General features: G+C 60.5%; 23 protein-coding genes. 13 read left to right on the top strand and 10 right to left on the bottom strand.

Annotated features, from left to right (window positions below):
• Positions 1-6 precede the first annotated feature (6 nt).
• From RSE12_15780 to RSE12_15760, 5 genes are all read right to left on the bottom strand, one after another.
• A complete protein-coding gene (locus RSE12_15780) occupies positions 7-771 on the bottom strand; it encodes a carbon-nitrogen hydrolase family protein (protein ID WRH61815.1) in 765 nt (254 codons plus the stop codon).
• Positions 772-854: 83 nt separating this feature from the next.
• Positions 855-1,883 (bottom strand): extracellular solute-binding protein, encoded by a 1,029-nt coding sequence (locus RSE12_15775; GenBank protein WRH61814.1) that lies wholly within the window; start codon positions 1,881-1,883, stop codon positions 855-857.
• An 18-nt stretch (positions 1,884-1,901) separates the two neighbouring features.
• Positions 1,902-2,705 carry an ABC transporter permease gene (locus tag RSE12_15770; GenBank protein WRH61813.1) on the bottom strand — a complete coding sequence of 268 codons (804 nt, stop codon included), beginning with the start codon at positions 2,703-2,705 and terminating at the stop codon, positions 1,902-1,904.
• Positions 2,702-3,625 carry an ABC transporter permease gene (locus RSE12_15765; protein ID WRH61812.1) on the bottom strand — a complete coding sequence of 308 codons (924 nt, stop codon included), beginning with the start codon at positions 3,623-3,625 and terminating at the stop codon, positions 2,702-2,704. The genes RSE12_15770 and RSE12_15765 overlap by 4 nt, the downstream gene beginning before the upstream one ends.
• Entirely contained in the window at positions 3,625-4,680 is a 1,056-nt protein-coding gene (locus tag RSE12_15760; protein ID WRH61811.1) for an ABC transporter ATP-binding protein, read from the bottom strand. Before RSE12_15760 ends, RSE12_15765 begins: the two co-directional genes overlap by 1 nt.
• Positions 4,681-4,755: 75 nt before the next feature.
• Here RSE12_15760 and RSE12_15755 point away from each other — a divergent pair, with 75 nt between their 5' ends.
• Together RSE12_15755 and RSE12_15750 are read left to right on the top strand one after the other, a co-directional pair.
• A complete protein-coding gene (locus RSE12_15755) occupies positions 4,756-5,604 on the top strand; it encodes a helix-turn-helix transcriptional regulator (protein ID WRH61810.1) in 849 nt (282 codons plus the stop codon).
• Between the two features lie 223 nt (positions 5,605-5,827).
• Complete coding sequence (locus RSE12_15750; protein WRH61809.1) at positions 5,828-6,220, top strand: response regulator; 393 nt, start codon at positions 5,828-5,830, stop codon at positions 6,218-6,220.
• 8 nt (positions 6,221-6,228) lie between these two features.
• Here the strand turns inward: RSE12_15750 and RSE12_15745 are convergent, their stop codons facing one another.
• Genes RSE12_15745 through RSE12_15735 form a run of 3 tightly spaced genes read right to left on the bottom strand, consistent with a single transcriptional unit; the run spans position 6,229 to position 8,423 of the window.
• Positions 6,229-6,588 (bottom strand): Hpt domain-containing protein, encoded by a 360-nt coding sequence (locus RSE12_15745; GenBank protein ID WRH61808.1) that lies wholly within the window; start codon positions 6,586-6,588, stop codon positions 6,229-6,231.
• A 6-nt stretch (positions 6,589-6,594) separates the two neighbouring features.
• Positions 6,595-8,043 (bottom strand): HAMP domain-containing sensor histidine kinase, encoded by a 1,449-nt coding sequence (locus RSE12_15740; protein WRH61807.1) that lies wholly within the window; start codon positions 8,041-8,043, stop codon positions 6,595-6,597.
• Entirely contained in the window at positions 8,040-8,423 is a 384-nt protein-coding gene (locus RSE12_15735; protein WRH61806.1) for a hypothetical protein, read from the bottom strand. Before RSE12_15735 ends, RSE12_15740 begins: the two co-directional genes overlap by 4 nt.
• Before the next feature lie 494 nt (positions 8,424-8,917).
• Here RSE12_15735 and RSE12_15730 point away from each other — a divergent pair, with 494 nt between their 5' ends.
• Positions 8,918-9,586, top strand: a complete 669-nt coding sequence (locus RSE12_15730; GenBank protein ID WRH61805.1) for an acyl-homoserine-lactone synthase — start codon at positions 8,918-8,920, stop codon at positions 9,584-9,586.
• On the opposite strand, the gene RSE12_15725 is transcribed toward RSE12_15730, so the two are convergent.
• The gene (locus tag RSE12_15725; GenBank protein WRH61804.1) at positions 9,522-10,628 is read right to left on the bottom strand and encodes a response regulator; all 1,107 of its coding nucleotides are present in this window, start codon (positions 10,626-10,628) and stop codon (positions 9,522-9,524) included. The genes RSE12_15730 and RSE12_15725 overlap by 65 nt on opposite strands.
• A 400-nt stretch (positions 10,629-11,028) precedes the next feature.
• Here RSE12_15725 and RSE12_15720 point away from each other — a divergent pair, with 400 nt between their 5' ends.
• From RSE12_15720 to RSE12_15680, 9 genes are all read left to right on the top strand, one after another.
• Positions 11,029-12,372 (top strand): NAD(P)/FAD-dependent oxidoreductase, encoded by a 1,344-nt coding sequence (locus tag RSE12_15720; GenBank protein ID WRH61803.1) that lies wholly within the window; start codon positions 11,029-11,031, stop codon positions 12,370-12,372.
• A gap of 271 nt (positions 12,373-12,643) precedes the next feature.
• The gene (locus RSE12_15715) at positions 12,644-14,032 is read left to right on the top strand and encodes an ammonium transporter (protein WRH61802.1); all 1,389 of its coding nucleotides are present in this window, start codon (positions 12,644-12,646) and stop codon (positions 14,030-14,032) included.
• Positions 14,033-14,056: 24 nt separating this feature from the next.
• Entirely contained in the window at positions 14,057-14,221 is a 165-nt protein-coding gene (locus RSE12_15710; protein ID WRH61801.1) for a hypothetical protein, read from the top strand.
• Positions 14,222-14,607: 386 nt separating this feature from the next.
• Positions 14,608-16,374: an APC family permease gene (locus tag RSE12_15705; protein ID WRH61800.1), complete on the top strand. Its 1,767-nt coding sequence runs from the start codon at positions 14,608-14,610 to the stop codon at positions 16,372-16,374.
• A 275-nt stretch (positions 16,375-16,649) separates the two neighbouring features.
• Positions 16,650-17,783 carry an aminomethyltransferase family protein gene (locus RSE12_15700; protein ID WRH61799.1) on the top strand — a complete coding sequence of 378 codons (1,134 nt, stop codon included), beginning with the start codon at positions 16,650-16,652 and terminating at the stop codon, positions 17,781-17,783.
• Positions 17,784-17,864: 81 nt separating this feature from the next.
• Positions 17,865-18,485, top strand: coding sequence for a dimethylamine monooxygenase subunit DmmA family protein (locus RSE12_15695; protein WRH61798.1), 621 nt, complete (start codon positions 17,865-17,867; stop codon positions 18,483-18,485).
• Positions 18,482-19,447: a PDR/VanB family oxidoreductase gene (locus RSE12_15690; GenBank protein ID WRH61797.1), complete on the top strand. Its 966-nt coding sequence runs from the start codon at positions 18,482-18,484 to the stop codon at positions 19,445-19,447. Before RSE12_15695 ends, RSE12_15690 begins: the two co-directional genes overlap by 4 nt.
• An 11-nt stretch (positions 19,448-19,458) precedes the next feature.
• Positions 19,459-20,502 carry a DUF3445 domain-containing protein gene (locus tag RSE12_15685; protein ID WRH61796.1) on the top strand — a complete coding sequence of 348 codons (1,044 nt, stop codon included), beginning with the start codon at positions 19,459-19,461 and terminating at the stop codon, positions 20,500-20,502.
• Positions 20,503-20,516: 14 nt separating this feature from the next.
• Entirely contained in the window at positions 20,517-21,524 is a 1,008-nt protein-coding gene (locus RSE12_15680; protein WRH61795.1) for a helix-turn-helix domain-containing protein, read from the top strand.
• Here the strand turns inward: RSE12_15680 and RSE12_15675 are convergent, their stop codons facing one another.
• Positions 21,525-22,367 carry a DMT family transporter gene (locus RSE12_15675; protein WRH61794.1) on the bottom strand — a complete coding sequence of 281 codons (843 nt, stop codon included), beginning with the start codon at positions 22,365-22,367 and terminating at the stop codon, positions 21,525-21,527.
• Positions 22,368-22,489: 122 nt separating this feature from the next.
• Here RSE12_15675 and RSE12_15670 point away from each other — a divergent pair, with 122 nt between their 5' ends.
• Entirely contained in the window at positions 22,490-24,865 is a 2,376-nt protein-coding gene (locus RSE12_15670; protein WRH61793.1) for a DUF1989 domain-containing protein, read from the top strand.
• Positions 24,866-24,936: the final 71 nt, after the last annotated feature.

Genomic DNA, 24,936 nt, shown 5'->3' with positions numbered 1-24,936 from the left:
TGTACCTCAGAGCGGGCGGTAATCGTGAAGCTGGGTCTGCATCAGGGCGGGATCGGGCTGATGGTCGATATCGGCGATCAGCAGGGCCGGGCCGGGGCCGGCAGAAGCGAGGATCGCTGCATCGGGGGCGGCGATGACCGAGGCGCCGCAATAGGTGATGTCGCCCTCGGTGCCGCAATAGTTGGCATAGGCGATGGTGACGGAATGGTTGATGGCATGGGCCGGAACGACGATCCGGCTGACATGGGTGTTGGGTTCGGGGTTCGCCGTGGGAACAAGGATCAGGTCTGCCCCGGCCTCGGCCAGAGAGCGGACGAGGGGGGCGAATTCCACGTCATAGCAGATCAGCATGGCGGCGCGCAGGCCGCCAAGATCGAAGGTGGACACTGCATCACCGGGTGCGAAGATGGATTTTTCGCGCGGGCCGAAAAGTTGTACCTTTCGGTAATGGCCGATCTCGCGCCCGTCGGCGTTGAGGGCGACAGCAGAATTGTAGACGCCATCGCCGTCACGTTCGGCATAGCCGATGACAATGCCGCAGCCATGGGCGCGGGCGAGGGTGGCTAGGCGCTGGTGCCAAGGGCCGCCGCGCGGTTGGGCGCGGGCGGGGATGTCGGGCTGGTTGTAGCCGGGAAGGAAAATTTCTGGCGCGACCAGGGTGATCGCCCCCATCGCGGCGGCGGCGCGCAGCGCGGAGTCGAGGGCGGCGAAGGCAACGTCATCCGATCCGCCGGGCGATGGGCCCTGCCAGAGAGCGATGGGAAAGGACATGGAGCCTCCTGTCCCCTGCGGGCAGGGGGGTGCGGTGCTTGGGTGGGTGCAGGGGGCCGGGTTGGCCCCCCGCGGGGCTGACGTTACTTTTTCAGGTTGGTCCAGATGGCATCATAGAGCTTCTGGGTTTCCGCATCGCAGGCCTGGGCAAAGACGCCCGGGGTGGCATCTGCGGGCGGGTTGTTTTCCGGGCTGTTCTTGATGGCGTCATCGAGGAACGGCTCTACCCCCGCGACGCCGGATGTGTAGGCGGCGTAGTTGGTGACGGCGGCGGCGTTTTCAGGATCCAGCAGGAAATTCATGAACTTGATCGCGTTGTCGCGGTTGGGCGCGTCCTTGAGCAGAACCATGTTGTCCATCCACAGGACGTGGCCTTCCTTGGGGTAGGAATATTCGACATTCGCGCCTTCGGCCCGGGCCTTGGCGGAGAAGCCATTATAGATCATGCCCGCCGCCGCATCGCCCGATACCAGCACGTCCTTGGCAGTGTCAGACCCGAAAGATGCCCAGTGCTGCTTGGCGTTCAAGAGCATGTCGTTCAGCGCCTTGAGCTGTTCGCGGTCGGTCGAGCATTGCGGGATGCCGAGGTAGAGCGAACCGAGGATCAGTACCTCATTCTGGCTGTCGAGCACGTTGATCTTGCCCTGCAATTCGGCGGGCGGATCGAAGATGATGCCGAGCGAGGAGATGTCGCCCGCATAGACATCGCGGTTCACGGAGAATGAGGTTGAGCCCCACTGATAGGGGATCGAGGATTTGCGGCCCGCGTCAAACGGGACATCCACCCATTGCGGGGCGATATTGGCGAAGTTGGGCATTTCTTCGGGCGTGAAGGTATCGAGCATGCCTTCCTGACCCATGATCTGCACCATGAAATCGGCGGGAACGGCGACGTCGTACTGGCCCAGCTTGCCCGCCTTGAGCGAGGCAAGCATGGATTCGTTGCTGTCATATGTGTCGATCGTGACGGCGATCCCGGTCTCGGCGGTGAATTTGTCCACCAGTTCCTGCGGGATGTATTCGAACCAGTGATAGACCGAGAGGGTTCCCTCGGCCTGGGCCGCGCCTGCGAGCAGGGCGAATGCGGTGGCAGTGGTCAGCAGCTTTTTCATGGATGACTCCCGTTGGGTTCAGGATCGGGTTCTCTGCCCGATGCGGTTGGCAAGGTAGGATAGGGTCACGAACAGCACGGACACGGCAAGCATCATGGTGGAGATCGCCATAATATTGGGTTTGATGCCTTGCTTGACCGAACCGAAGATGGCGGTGGGCAAGGTTTCCATGCCAGCGCCTTTGACGAAGTTGGTGATGATGAAATCGTCAAGCGAGATGATGAAGGCGAGAAGGAAGCCCGAAATGATGCCGGGCATCATCAGGGGCATCAGGATCAGCCGGAACGCCTGTGCGCGGCTGGCGTAAAGATCACGGGCGGCCTGTTCGTAAACTTCTTCGATGCCCGTAAGGCGGGCGGCGATGGGCAGATAGGCGAAGGGGATGCAAAAGGTGATATGGGCCAAGAGGATGGTCATATAGCCGGTGGTCAGCCCGATGGTGGAAAAGAAGATCAGGCAGGCCACGGCGGTGACGATTTCGGGCACCATGAGGGGCAGGTTGATCAGCGCGAAAGTGGCGGATTTGCCCCGGAAGCGCCCCCCCCGGATCATCGCGACGCTGGCTGCGACGGCAATCGCGGTGGCCGTGGTGGCCGCGATCAGCGCGATGGTGAGGGAGTTCCACGCAGCCGCCTTGAAGCGCGGGGCTTCGGGGCCGGTGAAGACATCTGCATACCAGCGCCAGGAAAACCCGCCCCATGTGGTGATCGAGGCGGAGTCGTTGAAGCTGTAGATCGTCACCACGATCAGGGGCGCGTAAAGGATGACAAGGCAGCCCACCGCCATGGCCAGAAAACCTGGATAGTGGCGGACGCCCTTCATCGCGCCTCTCCCTTGGCCTGCGCGCGGGCATAGGCCAGCAGCACGATCAGGACGAGTGTCATCAGGATCATCGCAGCAGCCGCGCCGAAGGGCCAGTTGCCTTGTGATCCGCGGAACTGTTCGTCAATAAGTGAGCCGATCATGAAGGTCTTTGCCCCGCCCAGCAGATCGGGTGCAAGGAAGGCGCCGAGCGACGGGACAAAGACAAGGATGCAGCCCGCAATGATGCCGGGTTTCACTACGGGCAGCACGATTTCCCGCAAGGTGACCCAACGGCTGGCGTAAAGATCGGCCGCCGCCTCGGACAGGGCGAAGTTGTACCGTTCGACTGCCGCATAGATCGGCAGCACCATGAAGGGCAGGTAGCTGTAGAACAGCCCCAGTTGCACGGCGAGGTTGGTGTTGACGAGGGGCAGGGGCCCGTCGATCAGCCCGATGGACATGAGGCTTTCGTTCAAGGGGCCGTTGTCGCGGATCAGGAACTTTAGGCTGACTGTGCGGATCAGCAAATTCACCCAGTAGGGCACCGTGATCAGGAACAGCCAGACCGCGCGGCTGCGGGCGGGGCGGGTCGCGATGAACCATGCGGTGGGAAAACCCACGATCAGGCAGATCACTGTGGCGACGCCTGCCTGCCAAATCGAGCGCCAGAAGATGGTGATATAGGTCCATTCGATGGTGGGCGGTTCATCCCCGAATAGGCCACGGTTCAGGAAGAACTGGTCATAAGCGGCAAGCGTGAAATCCCAGATCACGCCGCCACGGAATTCTTTGGTAAGAAAGGAATAAACGGCCATCAGCAGGACGGGGATGACAAGAAAAATACCGATCATCGCCCAGGTTGGCAGCAGCAACGGCCCGACGATGTTGCGGTAGCCTGTTCCGCCGCCCTTGCCGCCTTGGGGGGTGAGCCCGGCCATCAGTCGGCCAGAAGGCGGGCCGCGCCTTCCTCTAGATGCAGGGCGACGCGGGTGCCGGGGGCGGGCACGGCGATGCGGGCGGAATTTTGCAGGCGAACATGGAATTCCTCGCCCGTGCCGAGACGGGTCAGGAGTTGCAGATCGGTGCCGAGGTAGACCACGCGTTCGACGGTCACCTCCAACTCGCCATTCTCTGCGATGGACAGACGTTCCGGGCGGATGGACAGGTGATGCTTACCGAGGGTTTCTGAGGCGGCCGGGCAGGTGATCCTGTGGCCGCCCGGCAGGGTGATGCTGGCCTGACCGCCGCTGATTTTGTCGACTGTCACTTCCAGAAGGTTCGTCTCACCGATGAAATCGGCGACGAAGCGGTTGACCGGGGCCTCGTATATATCGCGGGCGGTGCCGATCTGCTGGACATGGCCTTGGGACATGACGGCGATGCGGTCTGACATGGTCAGCGCTTCTTCCTGGTCATGGGTCACGAAGATGAAGGTGATGCCGGTTTCTTCTTGCAGGGATTTCAGTTCCACCCGCATCGCCTGCCGCAGTTTCAGATCGAGCGCCGAAAGAGGCTCATCCAGCAAAAGGACCTTTGGCTCTGGGGCCAGCGCGCGGGCAAGCGCCACGCGCTGCTGCTGGCCGCCCGAAAGCTGGGCGGGGAGGCGGTCGGCGAAGGCGGAAAGGTGGACCATCTCTAGCATCTGGCCTGCCCGGCGGCGGCGGTCATCGGTGCCCATTCCCTTCATCTTCAATCCGAAGGCCACATTGTCGAGCACGGACATGTGGGGAAACAGGGCGTATTGCTGAAAGACGGTGTTCACGGGGCGGTGGTTCGGCTCCAGCCCGGCGATGTTTTCCCCGAACAGGCGTATCTCGCCTTCGGACACATCTTCGAACCCGGCGATGCAGCGCAAAAGCGTGGTCTTGCCACAGCCAGAGGGGCCGAGCAGGGTGAAGAATTCGTTATCAGATATGGTCAGCGAAATGCCGTGCAGGGCGGTCGTTGTGCCATAGCGTTTGACCACATTGCGGATGTCGATGGCGGTTGACATGCGGCCCCATACCCCTTGGACTAGGGTCAAAGGTTAAGTTTGACGCGAAGCGGGGGTATATACCCCCAGAGAGGTATGATGCAGCCCTTGCCGAACAGTGCCGAGGCGCAATTGGCGCAGGTGATCCGCCGTGTCGGCGCGCCGGGGTTCGAGAGCGCCTTGATGGGCTGGTTTCGGCGCTGTGTGGCCCCGGACAACCTGATCGTGCTGGCCTATCGCGATGTGGGGCCGCCTCAGGTGCTGTTTCGGCAAAGCGACCATCCGCAGGTGTTTTCGCAGCTGGATGATACCTATCTGGCCGGGGCCTATCTGCTGGACCCCTATCACGATCTGCATATGTCGGGGGTGCCTGCCGGGGCGTACCGCCTGCGCGATGTGGCGCCGGATGCCTTTCACCGCAGCCGATATTACAGCGAGTATTACCAGCAGACGACCCTGCTGGATGAGATCACTTTCATGGTCTATCCTGCGGAGAATGTGTCGCTGAACCTGTGTCTTGGGCGGGATGCAGCATCGGGCCAGCCGTTCACGGCGCGCGAGGTGGAAGTGTGCCACCGCATTGCGCCGGTGGTCATCGCCTTGGCCGAGGCGCATTGGCGGGGGTTATCGGCCGAGTCTGCCGCGCCGGGAAATGTGGTGGCGCAGTTGGTGCGTGCGCTGGGCGATGCGCATGGGATCCGGCTTTCGCCCCGGCAGGCCGAGGTGGCACTGCTGATCCTGCGCGGGCATTCGACGGTGTCGATTGGGCTGCGGCTGGGCGTCAGCGGCCAGACGGTGAAGGTGTTTCGCAAGCAATTATATGCGCGCTGCGGGCTTTCCTCGCAGGCCGAGCTGTTTGCTTTGATGTTGCCGCTGCTGACAGTGGGACAGCGCGAGGCAAAGCTGCATGGTGGACATCCGGCCTATCAGGACATGCTGACGTAACGGCAGGAATGGAAGATCGCCCTTGGCCATGCGATGCGGGCAGCATCGGTATTTCGCGATTTTCGAGCGTCGGGGTGGATTGAAATCAATAAAGAAACAATCCGTTCCCTGAAACCGGAGACATTTATGAATGGGGTGATTGACGCGGCGTCAGTCCATCGTCACCCTCTGACATAGGCGACGGTTGGGGATAGCCGGATGCCTGGCGCTGCGGGGGGTGCCGATGACTGGATTGAACCGCATCCTGCACGTCGAAGACGATGAGGATATCTTGATGATTGCCCGCCTTGCGCTTGCCGATCTCGGCGGGTTTGAGGTGATGCAGTGTTCATCCGGCGCGCAGGCCATAAGCGATGCGGCTGCATTTGCACCGGATCTGTTCTTGCTGGATTACATGATGCCCGAGATGAATGGCATGCAGACGCTTAAGGCGCTGCGAGAGCAGCCGGAATTCGCGCGCACCCCGGCCATCTTCATGACGGCCAAGGCGATGGACATGGTGGAGGCCGAGTTTGCGGAGATGGGCGTGCTTGGGCGCATCACCAAACCCTTTGATCCCGTCGCGCTGCCTGCCGATATCCGACGCATCTGGGCCCAGCGATCGGCAGGCGCGTAGACGCCGGATCAGACCGGGATCATCGTCGTTTCAATCTCTTCCAGCAGTGCAGCGAGTCCTGCGATGATCTGATCGGTCACGGGATGGGCTGCGTCCGAGTCGTGCCACGGATCGAGAAGTTCATCCGCCACAGCGGCAGCGCGCCCCAGCCGTTCGAAGCCCAGTGTCGGGGCCACGCCGCGGATTTTGTGCGCGTCTTCCTGCAATTGCCGCAACATGGCAGGCGGTGCAGCGTTCGGATGGGCCAGACCGAGGAACACCGACAGGCGATCGCGACGCGGCGGCAGCGTTCCAATGAAATGGGCACGGATCGGCGCCAGACGGGCGGCCATATCAGCATGTTGCGGAACGTCGGCATGAAACGTCATTTTCGGTCAGTCCTTCATCGGAAAATCTATCACGAAGGTGCTGCCTTCGCCGAGTTTGCTTGTGTAGGTTACGGTGCCACCATGAGCGGCCATGATTTCCTGCGCGATGTTCAGGCCGAGGCCCGTGCCGCCATGGCTGCGCCGATCCGAGGAATCAACCTGGGTGAACCGGCCAAATACCTTTTCGCGGGAGTCCGGCGGGATGCCGACGCCATGATCTTCGACCTCAACCAGAATACGGTCGGCTTTGGTCAGGATGCGCAGGATCACGGTTTCGCCGCGGCGAGAGAACTTGACGGCGTTGGACATCAGATTGTCCAGCACCTGATGCAGACGATCGCGGTCAGCGTGGACGATGACCATTTCTTCGGGCGGCGTGAAATCGAAGGTGATGCCATAGGTCTGCGCAAAGGTTTCCATGGAGCCGATGCATTCCTCGACGATCGAGGCCAGATCGATTTCATCGAAGTTATAGCTCATTTGACCGGATTCGATCTTTTGCAGATCCAGCAGGTCGTTGATCAGGGCAGACAGGCGGATGCTGTTTTTGTGCGCGATCTCAAGGATGTTGCGGGCCTTGGCCGGGTCATTGTCATAGGCGCCGGTGCGGAGCAGGCCAAGCGCACCGTTGATCGAAGTAAGAGGTGTGCGCAGTTCATGGCTGACGACGGATACGAATTGCGACTTCACCTCATAGGCGGCCTGCACGCGGTCGCGTTCAAGGCGCAGTTCGTCAAGCTGGTCGAGGCCGCGGCGATAGAGGCGCAAGAAGATGATCGAACATTCGATCACGAAGAACAGCACGAAGACGACAGTGAAGAGTTGCAGCCACAGAAAGCTTTGGATCGGCGGCATCACCTGAAGCAGGTCGGCAATCGGGATGTAAAGAAAGACGGCCGCGTACATGACGAGACGCAGCAACAGGATTTGCGGGATCTGGTGATTGTTCACGGCGGCAAACAGACCGGCTGCGAACAGGAAGAACAGCGGCATGAAGTGAGAGGAAATCCCCTCCATATAGGCCACGATGGCGGCCCAGAGCACGATGGCCGTGGTGCTTTGCACGGCTGATAGCAGAAGAAGATCGCGATAACGCCGCGCCTCGCGCAGGCTGCCGCCTTGCCATTTCACGATGCGCAAGGACAGCCACGTGTCGCAGAATTCGGTGAACTGGATGAACAGGTAGCACAGCACGGCGACCTGAAGGTTGTAATAGAACCCGCAGAGCAGGGCGGCGGCGGCGTAGATCGTCTGGCGTTTCCAGAACAGCTCGAGGCTGCCATTGACGTAGTCTCTGACCTGCTTCTCAAGCCGGGTCGCGCTTGTTTCCATCCGCAACGCCGAACGCAGATACCGGCGCACGCGCATCGCCGCCGAAAGGCGTTGATTGCGCGGCGTCGCCGGGGCTGCGGTATAGGGGGCCGATGTCATGCTCTGGTCGAGCCTCTTGTTCAATGCAGGCGCATCCGACGCAGGGCGTCCTTGGCGAATTCGGCCGGAGCCGGGATGAGCTGTTCGGGGTCAGCCAAGCGGCGGAAATCCAGCAACAGGAAGGTTGTGTCGATGCAGGTCGTGCGATGAGGGACATAGTCCGTTTGCGCAAAAGTGCCTTCGGCGTCAATGGCATCGCCAATGGCGAACTCGGACAGGAAGCGTTCCATCAGGCCGGGGTCTGTGAGGCAGAAGGTCGTGCGATGCGGATAGGGGTTGCGGCCCGGTTCATGCAGGGCGGGTTCCAGCGAAATGTCGATCAACAACCGCCGCTCGGGGCGTTCAAGCAGCAAGAGATCGGCAACTTCGCCATAGACCTTGAACGACTGAAAGTAGCGCGGCATTGCCAAACCCCCGGATCCTGGCCGCGCCTGCCTTACCCTTGCGGGGCAGTCGGGCAGAAGGGCCCGGACAGCGCGGTACAACCATCCGAATGGACGTGCAGTTGGACCATTTTATGGTGCTCTTGCGGTGATTTATGGCGATCCTGCGGAACTGTGCCGGAATTCGCGTAAAAGATGAATTCACCCTTGATCTTTCGCGCGTAGGAAGATTGTTTACCGAATGTGAACAGTGCAGTCAGAGGGCGTGGTGATTCATGTTGCCAAATGTAAAGGCTGTCCGACATGGTGTGCCTGAGCTTGCGACCACAATATGTTGTAAGCTAAGGATTTTTTCGGTTTGCGGAATTGCCACAGTTTTGCCAGATTCCCCGATTTCGGCTGAAATGGGTTGGATTTTCCGGAAGGGCGTGACTGTAGTTTGTTAATGATTGTTTATACTTGAGAGCGCCATGGTCAGTCTTCCTCCGCATCGTCGGGATGCAAGGTTCGCAGAAATGCCTGTGACCGAAGGGCCCGAAGGGGGTGCAACCCCTCGTTTGACCGGCGACGACGAGGCCATGAGACCAGGACAGGCAATGCTGACGACGACGCTATCTTTCCAGAACATGCATCAGCACGGCGACCTTTTCGTCAATTTGCTGCGTGCAAGGCGCAAATCCTTTATTGTCAGGAACAACTGGCGTTTGCCCGAAGCCGAGGGCATGGAGTTTGACCAGTACGATACCCCAGCCAGCCGTTGGATCGCCGTGCATGAAAAGGGCGAGGTTCTGGCGGGCGTGCGCCTGACGCCGACCACGGCGCGGGTGGGGATGTACACCTACATGATTCGCGATGCCCAGCGGGGCATGCTGGATTCGATCCCATCTGATCTGATGGATTTCGAGGCACCGGTTGATCCGAAGATCTGGGAAGCCTCGCGCATCTTCGTGTCGAATGCGGTGCCCGCAAAGCTTCGGAAGAAGGTTCAGGGCGATCTGATGTACGAGATGATTCGCACCGCACGGTCGTTGGGTGCCCAAAAGATCATCGCGTTCGGTCCGGCCGTTTGGCCGCGCTGGATCGGTCGTCTGGGCCTGCGGGCGGACCCCGCAGGTCCGATCATGGAACTTGACGGTGTGAGGGTTCAGGTCGCTGTGATGAACCTCGACCCCCGCCTGCATTGAGTTCGCCCCGCAGGCGCGCGAGGTCTTCGCTCAACACCTGACGCAGCAAGCCTTCATAAGCTGACCGCTCTTGCTCGCCGCGATAGCGCGCAAGCGAACGTTGCGGCAGGGAACGGGGCAGGGCAGGCGTCTTTCCCACGGTTTCCAATTTGCGTTCCACCGCGGCGGCGGCCTTGTTGATGGATTGCAAGGAGCCGAAGCGCGTGAGAGCGCCCAGCGAAGTGCGATCGCCGACCATGACCGACACACCCTGACCGACAAGAATCGAGTCATTGATGTGAATCTGGATGTCTTCGGGCGTCAGGCGGCTGCGGTTGTGGCTGACACAGAGAAAGGTGCCATTGCCACGGTAAGACAGGATGCTGCCTTCGCCTTCGGTCGCCTCGGCCAGCGCCTGCGCGACAAGGCGCAGGTGGGCCATGAATTCGGCCGGGCGGTTTTCAGCGTGGATGCGTTCAATATCGACAATCTTGACCGCCATCACATTCGACGTGAACAGCTTGGCGCGGGTCAGCGACAGGATGTAGTTTTCGAAGGACAGATAGGCGATGGTGCGCGGAACCTGACCCAGGTCAAGCGGATCGGTCAGGGACAGGGCGGGAAGCGTGCGCAATTCGCGTTTGAGCCGTTCAATCGTGGTCAGGCCATCCTCGACCCGGTTGCGTTCTTCGACAAGGCGGTAAGCCATGCCGATCCGCGCGCTGAGTTCCAGCAGGTCAAAGGGTTTGGTCACGTAATCCGTGGCCCCCGCCATGAAGGCGCGTTCGATGTATTCGCGCTGTGACATCGCGGTGAGCATCAGGATCGGGGTATGCGTGTAACCCGACAGGCTGCGGATTTCACGGCACAAAGCGATCCCGTCCATGCCGGGCATCTGGATATCCAGAAGCAGGCAATCGAAAGGTGTGGTCGTTGCGGCGATCACACCCAAGGCTTCATGCGCCGAACGGGCGCGGGCCATACGTTCATGCCCAGACAGGGCAAGCGCCTCTGCCAGCAGATCAAGGATTGTATCGTCGTCGTCGACGGCAAGAATTTTCATGCTGAAACCAGCTGCCTGAGGGCGTCCGCCTGTACTGGCACACAACGCAAGACGCACGGCCGGACTTCCGCACGGGACACACTTCACCAACATCACGTAACGGCTTGTCTTCGGGCAAATGATGGCCACAGCACGGCAGAAATCCGGCGATTTGGCTTTCTGGGCGGGAAATCCTGTCTTTGGGGGGCGTTTGTTTCGTGTTGAGGCGGCGGCATCGGGATGCCTTGCACCCCTAAGGGCGCCTTGTTCCGGGGCTATTTGTGCGGGTGGTGGTGCCGGGGTTCGTTAAGCTGAAGCTCAGGTAAACAATTTCATGCAAGGAAAATAATTTGACGCGCATTGCTTGCCGCGTTTAGCCTTTGGACCAGCACAACGAAGAAGAATGCACATGGAGGGTAGATTGAAAAAGCGTGTTGCAGTCATTGGTGCCGGACCGTCTGGACTGGCCCAGCTGAGGGCGTTCCAGTCGGCCAAAGCCAAGGGTGCCGAGATCCCGGAAGTGGTCTGCTTTGAAAAGCAGTCGAATTGGGGTGGTCTGTGGAACTATACGTGGCGGACCGGGCTGGATGAGCATGGCGAGCCGGTTCACTGTTCCATGTATCGCTACCTTTGGTCGAACGGGCCGAAGGAAGGGTTGGAATTCGCCGACTATTCCTTTGAAGAGCATTTCGGCAAGCAGATCGCCAGCTATCCACCGCGGGCGGTGTTGTTCGACTATATCGAAGGCCGGGTGAACAAGGCCGGCGTCCGGGACTGGATCCGCTTTTCGACGCCGGTGCGTTTCGTGCGCTATAACGCGGATACGGGCATGTTCACCGTGACGGTGCATGACATGAAGGCGGACCATGTCTACGAGGAAGAGTTCGACAATGTCATTGTCGCCTCGGGCCATTTCTCGGTGCCGAACGTGCCGGAATATCCGGGCTTTGACAAATTCAACGGGCGTCTGCTGCATGCCCATGATTTCCGCGACGCGCGCGAGTTCAGCGGCAAAGATATCCTGATCCTTGGATCATCCTATTCTGCCGAGGACATCGGGTCGCAATGCTGGAAATACGGGGCGAAGTCGATCACGGTCGCCTATCGCAATGCGCCGATGGGGTTCAACTGGCCGGACAACTGGAAAGAAGTGCCGAAGCTGGATCATGTGGATGAGGACACGGCTTATTTCACGGATGGCACGTCGAAGAAGGTGGATGCCATCATCCTGTGCACCGGGTACAAGCATCACTTCCCCTTCCTGCCCGATGACCTGCGGCTGAAGACCAAGAACCGGCTGGCGACGGCTGACCTCTATAAAGGGGTGGTTTGGGTGAACAATCCGAAGCTGTTCTTCCTGGGCATGCAAGACCAGTGGTTCACCTTCAACATGTTTGACGCGCAGGCCTGGTGGGTGCGCGACGCGGTCATGGGGCGGATCGAGATTCCCACGGACAAGGCCGTGCTTTTGAAGGATGTCGAAGATCGGGTGGCAGGTGAAGATGCCGGTCAGGATGCCCATGACGCCATCCATTATCAGGGCGACTATGTGAAGGAGTTGATCGCGGAGACGGACTATCCATCCTTTGACGTGGATGGTGCCTGCGAGGCCTTCTTCGAGTGGAAAGAGCACAAGAAGAAGGACATCATGGGCTTCCGCAACAATGCCTATAAGTCGGTGATCACCGGAACAATGGCACCGGTGCATCACACGCCCTGGAAGGATGCGCTGGAAGATTCGATGGAAAGCTATCTGCGGAACTGACGCGCCAAACTGCGCTGACGCAAAGGCCCCGGCAGCCCAGCCGGGGCCTTTTTTGATTTCGGCGTCGATAAAGAACGTGATCGGTTTTTGTGCAAGAGACTGTTGATCGGGGCGCTCGCAGGCCAATCCGTAGGCGACAATTGGAGTCAGCGGAAACAAATTTGCCCCTGAGTAAGAGTCCGCGTCCGGATGGCCAGACCCTTGTGGTTTACTTTGTGGCGCAAGCTGCCCTGCACGTAACAGAGCGGCAGCGCCAACAGGGGAAACAATCATGGAAGAACAGATCGCCGCCCTAGCGGCAGAAGTAGCGACCTTGAAAGAAAGCTTGGCGGGGACGAACCGGACGACCGCCGAGACATTCTACTATCTGACCATCCCGCTTATGGTTCTGATCCATGCGGGCTTTCTGTCCTATGAGATTGGGGCGTCGCGGGCCAAGAACGCGCTGGCGTCGGGGATCAAGAACATCCTCGCCTTCGCTTTCATCATCCCGACCTTCTACTATGCGGGCTGGTTCATCTATTGGGCCTTTCCCACTGGCTTTACCATGGCTCCCGGACCGGTTGGAACGTCGGGGTTGGAATATGCCATCGGGGCGGCAAATCCGGCAGGTTCGGTGATGGGGCCAAACGTGGCCGACAGCGCAACGGGCGTGTTCTTCGGGGCCTTTGCCATGTTCGCTGCGACGACCGCGTCGATCATGTCAGGCTCGCTGATCGAGCGCATCCAGATCGTCGGCTTTACCATTCTTGCCATCGTGCTGGGCAGCTTTGTCTGGATCCTCGGTGCAGCCTGGGGATGGCATGCGGATGGCTGGCTGGTCACCTCGCTTGGCTATCACGATTTTGGCGCATCGGGCGTTGTGCATGCCATCGCGGGCTTTTTCACGTTGGGCGTGCTGATCAACCTTGGCGCGCGCGTGGGCAAGTTCAACCCGGACGGATCGGCCAATGCGATTGCCGGACATTCGATGCCGGCGGCGTTGGTGGGGTTGATGCTGATCATCGCAGGGTTCTGGGGCTTTCTGATGGGATGCGTGATCTTCCCGGGTGAGCCGTGGTCCTGGGGGCAGGGAGTGTTTCATTCCATCTACGGCACGCCGGTTACGCTTTCGGCGATGACTTTCAACATCCTGATGGGGTTTGCCGGAGGGTCCATTGCCGCCTGGGTTTTGACGCATGATCCGTTCTGGATGATGTCGGGCGCGCTGGGCGGGATCATTTCCGTCGCAGGCGGGCTGGATCTCTACTGGCCGCCGATGGCCTTTGTGATCGCTGCCATCGGTGGTGCGATCATGCCTTTGGTGGCGAGATACGTGGAAAAGATGCAGATCGACGATGCGGTGGGTGCGGTGGCACTGCATGGCGTGGTCGGGATGTGGGGGGTGATTGCTGTTGGGATCTTTGCCAGCGGCTATCCCGCGCTGACAAGCGAAGGCGCGCCGACGATCACATTGTATGGGCAGGTGATCGGGGCGTTGGTCATGGCGGTGTTGGGCTTCGTTCCCGGCTATGTCGTGTCTCTGATCCTGAAGAAACTGGGGATGCTGCGCGTCCCGAAAGAGGCCGAATTGCTGGGTCTCGACAAGGTGAAGGTTCCGGTCGAGGCCTATCCGGAATTCTTCGGCGTAGGTGGCGCGTCCAAAACCCCGGCTGAATGACCGGATGCAAAAGGAAGGATCATCATGCTGATTGGAACCAATATCACGGACTGGAGCGCAGTTGACGGTGCCTATTACGCAGGGGCCGGAACCGAACTGATCTGGCTGATCGCGTCGATCGTGCTGTGTGTCGTCGCGCTTGTGGCAGGATCACGCCACGAAAAGGCAGCCTATGGGAAGGTGAAGTAAGGCGCGAACCTTCTGCTGAAGCGCTGAGTATCCGACAGGAAAGGCCCGGGCATAACCCGGGCCTTTTCAGTTTTCCACCGCAAGGCGTAGTTGAGGGAAACAAATTTTAGTCTGAATGAAATTTTTCTCGCCTTGTGGGATGGGCCGTGTTTACTTCTGCGACAGCGGGACGCAGGCGCAGAGCCTGCGGATTGCCGGTTCCACGCGCCGCAGCCTGCGGCCATTGGGCGAAAAGGACCATCCGACCGCCGGGCTGATCGGCGGGCGTGACACAGCAAAGGCTGCCCCGATGCAGACTGCCGCATCGGTACGGCCGTCAAAACACCGGCACAGAGGGTGGCTGAACACCCCGGAGCCGGACCAACAGGGAACGAGGGAGTAATTCGATGTCTTCAACTGAAAACTCCGGCGAGCTTCACCGCGCGCTGGACTGGAAGGGCGCGTTCTGGGTCGCGGCCGGTGTGCCGCCGCTGGTACTTTTTTCTATCGGCGGTATCGCGGGCGTGGCGGGACAGGCGGCCTTTGTCGTCTGGATGCTGTCCATGTGCATGGGCTTTTTGCAATCCTTTACCTATGCCGAAATGGCGGGGATGTTCGGCAACAAGTCGGGCGGTACCTCCGTCTATGGCGCGACGGCTTGGCTGCGTTATTCCAAGATGATCGCACCGCTGTCGGTGTGGTGTAACTGGTTCGCATGGTCACCCGTGCTGTCGTTGGGGTGCGTGATCGCGGCGGGATACATCCTGAACGCGCTGTTCCCGATTCCGTTGGCGGAAAGTCAGGCGGTCGTGGACTGGGTGGCGGCAAACATGGCCGCGTATACTGCAGAAACGCAGTCCGTGATCGACTATATGGCGGCGAATGAAGGCACGGCTGTCGCGGATGCGATCGCGGCTGTTGCCTCGGCGGATGGTGTTGCGGCCCTGACACCGGCGTTCCGGGTGTGGGAGGCCTATGCCGTTAGCGTTCCGGGACTTGGCACGCTGCATCTGAATTCGACCTTCCTCATCGGCGCGGTGCTGATGTCGATCATCTTTGCGATCCAGCATCGTGGGATTGCCTCGACAGCGTCGGCGCAAAAGATTCTGGCGATCATCGTGCTGGTGCCGCTGTTTCTGGTGGGGATCGTGCCGATCCTGACCGGGCAGATCGACAGCATGAATGTCACCAACATCGTGCCGCCAACGGCGGCCTATTCGGGCGTCAGCGGCGAATGGAATATCGGCGGCTGGACGCTGTTTCTGGGCGGCATGTACATCGCGGCCTGGTCCACCTACGGGTTCGAAACGGCGGTTTGCTATACGCGCGAGTTGAAGAACCCAAAGACCGATACGTTCCGCGCGATCTTCTATTCCGGACTTCTGTGCATCGTGTTCTTCTTTCTGATCCCCTTCTCGTTCCAGGGGGTGCTGGGCCATTCCGGGATGCTGGCCACGGGGATTGTGGATGGCACCGGTATCGCCGAGGTTCTGGGCGGGTTTCTGGGTTCGTCCAATCTGGTGATCCAGATCTTTGTGATCCTGATGATCATGGCGCTGTTTTTGGCCATCATGACGGCGATGGCGGGGTCTTCGCGCACGCTCTACCAAGGGTCGCGCGACGGGTGGCTGCCGAAATACCTGAGCAAGGTGAACAAGAACGGCGCGCCGACCGGGGCGATGTGGACGGATTACGGCTTCAACCTTATCCTGTTGGCGCTGGCGTCGGACGTGGGGGGATATTTCTACGTTCTGGCGATTTCGAACGTGGGCTACATCCTGTTCAACTTCCTGAACCTGAACGCGGGCTGGATCCATCGCATCGACTCGCCGCATATGGAGCGGCCCTGGAAAGCACCGACCGTGCTGATCGGGATCAACACGGTACTGGCCTTCGTGAACGCGCTTTTCCTTGGCGCTGGGGCAAAGGTTTGGGGCTATTCCAACGCGCTCTGGGCCGGGTTGATCTTTGCGGCGCTGATCCTGCCGGTCTTCTACTGGCGGCATTACATCGTCGACAAAGGGCATTTCCCGAAAGAGGCGATGGAAGATCTGGGTCTGAGCGATCACGGCGATCTTGGGCCGCGTCGCGCCGGGATCTGGCCCTACATGGCGCTGATCGCCGGGGCGGCGGTGGTGCTGTGGTCGAACTGGTTCTTTGTTTTGCCCGGCTGACGGCTGCGGCAAGGAACGAAATGGAAAGGGCGGCCTTGTGGCCGCCCTTTTGCTTTGGCGTCAGAGAATCGGATTTTTCCATCTGTCAGTCGGGCGCGGGCAGATCTGCCCAATCACCGGGCGGCCAAGAGGCGCCCCTTGCCTGAATCCTGGGGATGGGCGGCAACCTGCAGCAAAGTTTCCCTGAGAGGAAAACTTTTTGCACATGAAGGTTGATTTCAAGGGGGGATGGTTGGAAGGTAGAGGAAAGATAATGTCCAACGGGAGGGACAGGAATGACGAACTCTTGGCGCTTTTCAACGCTGGGTGACCGGCACCGCGCGCTCGGCTCGAATCTCGAGGACTGGAGCGGGATGGGAACGGCCTGGTCCTATGACAGTGATCCGGATGCCGAATACATGGCCATTCGCACCAAAGCCGGGCTGATGGATGTGTCGGGGCTGAAGAAGGTGCATATCACCGGCCCCGCAGCCAGCCATGTGGTGGAGCGTGCGACGACACGTAACATGGAAAAGCTGATGCCGGGCCGGTCGGTCTATGCGACCATGCTGAACGATCAGGGCAAGTTCATCGACGATTGCGTGATCTATCGCCTTGCGCCCAATGCCTTCATGGTGGTGCACGGGTCGGGGCAGGCGCATGAGCAGCTGACAATGGCCGCAACGGGGCGTGACGTTTCCGTCCGGTTTGACGACAACACGCATGACCTGTCGCTTCAGGGGCCGCTGGCGGTGGATTATCTGGAAAAGCACGTCCCGGGCATCCGGCAGCTGCCCTATTTCGCGCATATGCAAACGAGCCTGTTCGGCAAGCCCGCGATGATTTCGCGGACGGGATACACGGGCGAGCGGGGGTATGAGCTGTTCGTGCGCGGGCAGGATGCACCGATGATCTGGGATCGCATTCTGGATGAAGGCAAGGGGATGGGGATCATCCCCTGCCGGTTCACCACACTGGATATGCTGCGGACGGAAAGCTATCTGCTGTTTTTCCCCTTCGACAATTCCGAGATGTACCCGTTCGAGGATGAGGGCCCCGGCGATACGCTGTGGGAGCTTGGCCTCGATTTCACAGTATCCCCCGGGAAGGTGGGTTTCCGTGGTGCGGAAGAGCACTATCGGCTGAAGGGCAAGGAACGGTTCAAGATCTGGGGCCTGAAGCTTGATGGCACCAATGTGCCGGGCAACGGCGCGCCGGTGTTCCGGGATGGAAAGAAGGTGGGGCTGGTGACGCAGGCGATGTATTCGCCGCTGAACAAGCACAACATCGCCATCGCCCGCCTGCCTGTGGATTGCGCCAACAATGGCACCAAGCTGGTGGTGAACTGCGCTACCCATGGCGAGATTGCCGCAGTGACCCATTCGATGCCCTTCTACGACCCGGAAAAGAAGCGGCGGACTGTGAAGTAATAAGACAAACTGACAGGGCGCACGGCAGAGATGTCGCGCGCCCTTTCCACAGCCGGGGATAAAGCCGGGACTGACAGGGCAATGAGCAAGACCGTATTCGAAAAATCGATCCGCAGCCGCCCGGTTTATGGCGAGTTGCAGCCGCGTCCGGGAACGGCGCATTTGTGCGTGGCCGATGGCGAAGGGGCCGAGGCTGTCTGTGACCTGTTTGCCAAGGCTGGGGCGGATGCCGCCGCGATGTTGGCAAAGACGCATATCATCTATGTGCCCGGCCCGACCGGCACCGATCTGTTCGGCAGGCTGGAAGCGTTGGGCGCAGCCCAATGCCATCGCAGCCCCAGCTTCTGGGCCGCCGAGTCACGGCTGCGCAAGGTGCTGGCGGATGCGCATATGGGCTTGCAAGTCTATCTGGCGGGCACGGAAACGCTGATCGGGCTGGCGCAGCGCGATGTGATGGAGGCGGGGTTGCCGCATGATGCGGTGCAGACCGAACATCGCGGGTCGCTGTCGCGCCGGGTGCAATGCGTGCATTGCAAGGGCATCACAGAGAATGTGACGACCGATCCTTACACCTGTTCGCATTGCGGGCTGAACCTGTTCGTGCGCGATCACTATTCCCGTCGCCTTGCCGCATTTCAGGGGGTGAACATTGACGCAGAAGATCCGGGCACTGTGCCCCCGGCCGTGGAGCGTTTCAAATGAGCGTCGGTGCACCCAGAATTGATGTCACCGTGGCCGAGGTGGTGCAGATCAACGAGTTGATCACGCGGTTTCGGTTCGTGCGCACGGATGGTGGGCCGATGCCCACCTTTTCGGGCGGCGCGCATGTGGTGATCGACATGGACGATCACGGAACGCGGCGGATGAATCCCTATTCGCTGATGTCCGATCCGGGCGATGCTTCGGGCTATGAAATCTCGGTCCGGCGCGATGATGCGGGGCGGGGCGGTTCGCTTTACATGCACCGCCATGTGGTTGCGGGCATGCAGATGCAGATCAGCTATCCGGTCAACCTGTTTCCAGCGGACGCGCGGGCGAAAAAGCATCTGTTCCTTGCAGGGGGCATCGGGATCACCCCGTTCATGTCGCTGATGGCGCAATTGGCCCCGATGGGGCAGCGGTTTGAGTTGCATTATGCGGTACGGTCGCTGGCGCTGGGGGCCTATGTTGACCGGCTGCGCGCTGCCTATGCCGACCGCGTTCACATCTATGTGGATGAAAAAGGCGAGGCGATTGATCTGAAAACCCTGCTATCCACCCAACCTCTGGGCACGCATCTGTATGTCTGCGGGCCAAAGGGGATGATTGACTGGGTGAAGTCCACCGCCGCGGCTATGGGCTGGCCAAAGAACACGGTGCATTCCGAGGAGTTCCTTGCTCCGCCCGTGGGCCAGCCATTCGAGGTAGAACTGGCCGCCTCTGGCAAGACAGTGAAGGTGGGGGCTGCGCAGTCGATCCTTGAAGCGATTGAGGCAGCCGGGGTTGACGCGCCCTATCTTTGCCGTGGCGGGGCCTGCGGGCAATGCGAGACGGCGGTTGTCCGTTGCGACGGCCATATTCACCACCACGACCACTGGCTGTCGGATGACGAAAAGGCCGGACAGACCAAGATCATGCCATGTGTGTCGCGGTTCGAGGGCAGGTCCCTCGTCCTGGACCGGTAAGGAGAGAGCCGATGGGTTTCGAGTTCAACACCGAGACGTTCCGCAACGATTTCACCTTCCGCAACTCGCCCCGCGCGATTGCGCGCTTCCCGTTCCCCTTTGACCGCGACGATTACATGTATTCGGTCAACATGGAGCCGCACGTGCCCGGCCGCCCCGGATCGGTGTTTGAACATGCCTTTGATGTGGATGAACATTATCTGGCCGAGATGCGCGACCGCGATCTGGTGCTGAAGGAAGATCCGCTGCGCTGCCAATCCCTGCCGCATATGGAAATGGCGGGCTGGGATCTGCTGGAGCTGATCATGGAGAGCAAGGCGCGGGATTACCCCGACTGGTTCGAGCTGCATCGGCAGGGCAACAAGTGGCATTGGATCAACAAGCCGATGCAGATTGAGCAGAAGTTCACCTTCCTTGACTCCTCGACCCTGCCTTACGGCCCGATGGAATATATCACCCGTCAGACGCAGGGGGATTTCACGCTGCAGGACCAACGCGACGAAAACCTGTGGATCGAAGCCGGGATGGTGACCACGCAGGCGGATTGGTCGCTGGATTTCGACATCGGGATGGGGTTCCACGAATGGCACGCGCCGGTTCCCTTGGCGCATGAAAAGGGCGTGTTTGACCGGGCGCTGAAATTCCTGCTGAAATTGCAGCACGGCGCACCGGTGCGGCGGTTCAACTGGACGATGACGGTGGACCCGCTGCTAGACACCAGCCCCGAGAACTACCCCAAATGGGGACCGACGCGGGCCGAGATCACGCCTGAAAACGTTGGCCAGCGCATGCATCTGCGGGTGGAGTTGCAGACGCTGTGGCGGCTGCCCCGATCCAATGCCATCGCCTTTCCGATCCGCTGCTATCTGATCAAGTTCGACGAATTGGTCACGCAGCCGAAATGGGCGCGACGCCTGCACCGGGTGGTGCGCGACATTCACCCTGATCTGGCCGCCTATAAGGGCTTTTTGCGCAACCGCGAGACGATGGTGGCCTTTCTTTCCCAGTTCGATGATGGCGCCCCAACCTCGCCGGGCTGGTGGCCGGAAGACTGACGGAGCGCGGGGTGATGTCTGATCTTGCGGGGCCGACGACGCTTGGGTTTCTGCTGTTCCCCGGCTTTCCGATGGCCTGCCTGACATCGGCCATCGAACCGCTGCGGGCGGCGAATGAGATTGTCGGGCGCAAGGAATTTGCCTGGACGCTGATCGGAGAAGAGGCCACTCCGATCCGGTCCAGCGCCGAGGTGCGGTTTGATCCCGACGTGACTCTGACTGAGGCGCAGGGGATGGATTACCTGTTCTTCCTGTCGATGCCGCAATCACAGTTTGTCCATCCGAAGCGGTCCAATGCACAGGTGCGCTGGATGGAACGCTGCGGGGTTGTGTTGGGTGGGTTTTCAGGGGGCATCTTCCCGCTGGTGCGGTCGGGTGTGATGGGCGGTCATGTCTGTTCGGTGCATTGGTGTTATGATGCGGCATTCAAGTCCGAGTTTCCTGAAATGGCGGCCAGCCAGTCCGTGATCATCCGCGACCGCCGCCGCCATACGGCCAGCGGCGCCGGGGCGGTGTTCGACATGATGCTGCGGATGATCGAAGACAAACTTGGGCGCGACACGATGACAGAGGTGGCCTGCTGGTTTCAGCATCCGTTCGTGCGGACCGAGGATGTGGTACAGAAGGTGCCGGTGCAAAAGCAGGGTGGCACGGATGACATGTTGCCTGATGCGATCCGGCAGGCGATCCGTGTGTTTTCGGATCATATTGAAGACCCTGTGCAGATTGGGGATGTCGCTGAATCTCTTGGGATATCTGAGCGCCATCTTGAACGCAGCTTCAAGCAGGCGACAGGGCAAAGCCCGTTGAAATACTATCGTCTGATGCGGTTGAAAAAGGCACGGCAGAAGGTGCTCTATTCCACCCAGTCGATCACTGAGATTGCGCTGTCGGTGGGTTATGCAAGTTCCACCCCGATGACGCGGCATTATGCCGAGGCGTTCGGCGTGAACCCTGCGGATGAGCGGCGGCGGTTGGTGGGATTGCGTGGGTTGACGGGGGCTTTGCCTCCGTCGGAATGATCATGCCAACCCCAACGTGGCAATCCCGGCAAAGACCAGAGCAACGCCTGCCCATTGGGAAGGGCGCATCGGTTCATTTAGGAATCTCCACGCCAGCAGAATGGTGACGATCCCGAAGATGGACGAGGCGACGGCTGCAAACTCGGCATTGGGCAGCCCGCCCGCCAGAGTGACAGCGGTCAGGGCGCCGACATCAAGGCAGCCCATCAGGAACAGCGCCGGCCAGATGCCAGCTATTCCGCCAAACCCGGGGCGGCGCTGAGCGAGCCAGATCAGCGCGATGCCCAGCGAAGTGATCCTCGTGATGGCGGCGGCAGGCAGATGCGCGCCCGTTTCCGCGGACCATTGCGCAAGGCCGAAGGTCAGGGCGAAGCTGACACAGGCCAGCGAAGCCCATGCGGCGGCGGCAAGGCGGCTGCCTGAGGATGTGCCGCCTTCGCCGCGCGCGACGGTGGAGACGCCCAGAACGACGGCCAGCACTGCCAGCCAAACAAGCGGGCCGCTGTCCTGTCCGCGGGCGATGGCGAACAGGACCGACAGCACCGGATAGGCCCCGCAGATCGGGGCGACAAGACTGACCGGGCCGATGGTGAAGGCGCGGTAAAGGCCCAAATTGGCCACCACTGCCGTTACTCCGGCGGCACAGGCAAGGGCGGCTTGTTCAGGGCCGATTGCATCCCATCCGCCGGTCCAGAGTGCGACGGGCAACAGTGGTATCAAGCCAAAGGCCGTGACCACGGCGACCATGACCGCCACATCGGCCCGACCGCCGATGCGGCGCACGGTGAAATCGTGCAAGCCCCAGAACAGCGCGGCCAGAAGCCCGAGCGAGAGCGAGATCATGGCCTGTTCCCGTTGGATTGCATAAGATGCTCCGTGATGGTGCTTGCCCGATTTGACCGCTGTCGATATTCTTTTTGTGAAACAGTTTTTACGCTGATGCAACTCTGGTGCAGGAGAGGGCGATGCTTGATCTTTACCCCAAGGTGATCCCCGGCCCTCCGCGCCCGAGCCGCATCCTTACGCCCCTTTCAGCGCAGCCGCATTCTGGGCAAGAACGCTATGAGGTGCCGGGAAATGGCGCAATCCTGATCCGGCTGGGCGCGGGGGATCGGGTGACGGTCGGCAATCCCGAAGGCGGCCAGCGGGCGGAACTTGTGGCGGCTGATGACACGGGGCGGATCGACGCCGGTGTTCTGGGCGTCGCGGGCAATTCCGATGCGGCGGGGCTGAAGGCGCTGCTGGCAGCGGGGCCGCGGCTGGGCAGCGGAATGGGCGGGTTACGCCTTGGGCTGGAACGGCGCGGGATCGATCTGGCCAAGGCGGGGGCGATTGCGCTGTTTGCGGCGGATACGCCCGCCGGAACGGAGGAGAGCTTTACCGCCACCCGCGACGGCGCGTTGGTGATCGCCGCACCGGGGAGCGACATGGCACCCGATGCGCAAGACAGCGCCACGCCCATCACTGTGACGGTTCGCCGATCGACGTTGTTGATGGTCAAGCAGTTTGATCTGCCCGATCCGCTGGCCGATCCGGTGTTGGATCTGCGGGTGAAATCAGCCACCGCCGAGGCCTATTTCGTGAAGGCGGGCGATTATATCCAGATTATCGATGTGGATGGTCGCCAATGCACCGATTTTCAAGCCTTTGCCGCGCGGAAGCTGGACAAGGGGATTGAGCATGCGCTGGACGTGACCACGTCACGCACGTTGATGGGCCATGCCTATTCGATGCCGGGCCTGCATTCGAAATACTTCGATCAGGACATGCTGCCGCTGCTGGAGGTGGTGCAGGATACCGTCGGACGCCATGACGCTTTCGCCATGGCCTGCGCGGCGAAATACTATGACGACATTGGCTATCCAGGCCATGCGAACTGTTCCGAGAATTTCAACGGTGCCTTGGCAGAATATAACGTGGCGGCGCGTCCCGGCTGGATGGCGGTCAACCTGTTCTTCAATACAGGCATCGACGGGCACGGCGTGCTCTATACCGATGAGCCATGGTCGCGTCCGGGTGATTATGTGCTGTTTCGCGCGTTGACGGATCTGGTCTGTGTGTCTTCGGCCTGCCCGGATGACACGACGCCTGCGAATGGCTGGTATCTGAGTGATATTCATGTCCGCACCTATCCGGGGGCGGAAAAGTTCAGCCGTGCGATTGCATGGCGCGCCACCCCAGAGTCGGAGCCGAAGATGACCAAGGACACCGCGTTTTCCGAAAAGACCGGGGCGCTGACGCGCAATGTGGTGGAGTATAAGGGGTATTGGCTCCCGCAGGTCTATTCGTCCAATGGCGCGATCGAGGAATATTGGGCCTGCCGCGAAAAGGCGGTGGTGCTGGACCTGTCGCCTTTGCGGAAGTTCGAGGTCACGGGACCGGATGCCGAGGCCCTGATGCAATACACCCTGACGCGGGATGTGAAGAAGCTGAGCATCGGGCAGGTGGTCTATTCCGCCATGTGTTATGAGCATGGCGGGATGATCGATGACGGCACGCTGTTCCGCCTGGGACGCGACAATTTCCGCTGGATCGGTGGGGATGATTACGGCGGCATCTGGCTGCGGGAACAGGCCGAAAAGCTGGGTCTGAAGGTGATGGTGCGGTCATCGACAGACCAGTTGCACAACCTTGCCGTTCAGGGGCCCAACAGCCGCGAGATCATCCGCCGCATGATCTGGACCGCCGCGCATCAGCCCACAGTGGATGAACTGGGCTGGTTTCGTTTCACCATCGGCCGTGTCGGCGGGCCGACCGGTGCGCCGGTGGTGGTGTCGCGCACGGGTTACACCGGCGAACTGGGGTTCGAGGTGTTCTGCCATCCGAAGGACGGTACCGAACTATATGATGCTATATGGAACCATGGGCGCGATCTGGGGCTGCGGCCCATGGGCCTTGCTGCGCTGGATATGGTGCGGATCGAGGCCGGGCTGATTTTCGCAGGTTACGATTTCAGCGACCAAATCGATCCGTTCGAGGCCGGGATTGGGTTCACCGTGCCGCTCAAATCCAAGACCGATGATTTCATCGGGCGCGACGCGCTGATCCGGCGCAAGGAAAACCCGCGTTGGAAATTCGTGGGGCTGGAGATCGACGCCGCTGTCGATGTGGGCCATGGCGATTGCATCCACATCGGCCGGGCACAGGTGGGCGAGGTGACCTCTTCCATGCGTTCGCCGCTCTTGGGCAAGAACATCGCGCTGGCGCGGGTGGATGTGGCCCATGCCGAGGTGGGAACGGCGGTCGAGGTGGGCAAGCTGGACGGCCATCAGAAGCGCCTGCCAGCGGTGATCGTGCCGCTGTCGCATTACGACCCGAAAAAGACCCGGCCGCAAAGCTGAACGGCCAGCTTTTCCAGTGGCAGCGAGGCAGGGATTGCGGTAATCGGCGCCTATCCCGCTGCCATTTCCGA

The sequence above is a fragment of the Fuscovulum sp. genome (genome assembly GCA_035192965.1).
GTDB lineage: Bacteria > Pseudomonadota > Alphaproteobacteria > Rhodobacterales > Rhodobacteraceae > Paragemmobacter.
Note: the sequence above shows the minus strand (reverse complement) of the source record. Positions and strands in the feature narration are given on the sequence as shown.

Bases quoted from the DNA above. Each gene is read 5' to 3' on its own strand.
- RSE12_15780 (WRH61815.1), bottom strand. From the start codon at position 771: ATGTCCTTTCCCATCGCTCTCTGGCAGGGCCCATCGCCCGGCGGATCG.
- RSE12_15775 (WRH61814.1), bottom strand. From the start codon at position 1,883: ATGAAAAAGCTGCTGACCACTGCCACCGCATTCGCCCTGCTCGCAGGC.
- RSE12_15770 (WRH61813.1), bottom strand. From the start codon at position 2,705: ATGAAGGGCGTCCGCCACTATCCAGGTTTTCTGGCCATGGCGGTGGGC.
- RSE12_15765 (WRH61812.1), bottom strand. From the start codon at position 3,625: ATGGCCGGGCTCACCCCCCAAGGCGGCAAGGGCGGCGGAACAGGCTAC.
- RSE12_15760 (WRH61811.1), bottom strand. From the start codon at position 4,680: ATGTCAACCGCCATCGACATCCGCAATGTGGTCAAACGCTATGGCACA.
- RSE12_15755 (WRH61810.1), top strand. From the start codon at position 4,756: ATGATGCAGCCCTTGCCGAACAGTGCCGAGGCGCAATTGGCGCAGGTG.
- RSE12_15750 (WRH61809.1), top strand. From the start codon at position 5,828: ATGACTGGATTGAACCGCATCCTGCACGTCGAAGACGATGAGGATATC.
- RSE12_15745 (WRH61808.1), bottom strand. From the start codon at position 6,588: ATGACGTTTCATGCCGACGTTCCGCAACATGCTGATATGGCCGCCCGT.
- RSE12_15735 (WRH61806.1), bottom strand. From the start codon at position 8,423: ATGCCGCGCTACTTTCAGTCGTTCAAGGTCTATGGCGAAGTTGCCGAT.
- RSE12_15730 (WRH61805.1), top strand. From the start codon at position 8,918: ATGCCTGTGACCGAAGGGCCCGAAGGGGGTGCAACCCCTCGTTTGACC.
- RSE12_15725 (WRH61804.1), bottom strand. From the start codon at position 10,628: ATGAAAATTCTTGCCGTCGACGACGACGATACAATCCTTGATCTGCTG.
- RSE12_15715 (WRH61802.1), top strand. From the start codon at position 12,644: ATGGAAGAACAGATCGCCGCCCTAGCGGCAGAAGTAGCGACCTTGAAA.
- RSE12_15710 (WRH61801.1), top strand. From the start codon at position 14,057: ATGCTGATTGGAACCAATATCACGGACTGGAGCGCAGTTGACGGTGCC.
- RSE12_15705 (WRH61800.1), top strand. From the start codon at position 14,608: ATGTCTTCAACTGAAAACTCCGGCGAGCTTCACCGCGCGCTGGACTGG.
- RSE12_15700 (WRH61799.1), top strand. From the start codon at position 16,650: ATGACGAACTCTTGGCGCTTTTCAACGCTGGGTGACCGGCACCGCGCG.
- RSE12_15695 (WRH61798.1), top strand. From the start codon at position 17,865: ATGAGCAAGACCGTATTCGAAAAATCGATCCGCAGCCGCCCGGTTTAT.
- RSE12_15690 (WRH61797.1), top strand. From the start codon at position 18,482: ATGAGCGTCGGTGCACCCAGAATTGATGTCACCGTGGCCGAGGTGGTG.
- RSE12_15685 (WRH61796.1), top strand. From the start codon at position 19,459: ATGGGTTTCGAGTTCAACACCGAGACGTTCCGCAACGATTTCACCTTC.
- RSE12_15680 (WRH61795.1), top strand. From the start codon at position 20,517: ATGTCTGATCTTGCGGGGCCGACGACGCTTGGGTTTCTGCTGTTCCCC.
- RSE12_15675 (WRH61794.1), bottom strand. From the start codon at position 22,367: ATGATCTCGCTCTCGCTCGGGCTTCTGGCCGCGCTGTTCTGGGGCTTG.
- RSE12_15670 (WRH61793.1), top strand. From the start codon at position 22,490: ATGCTTGATCTTTACCCCAAGGTGATCCCCGGCCCTCCGCGCCCGAGC.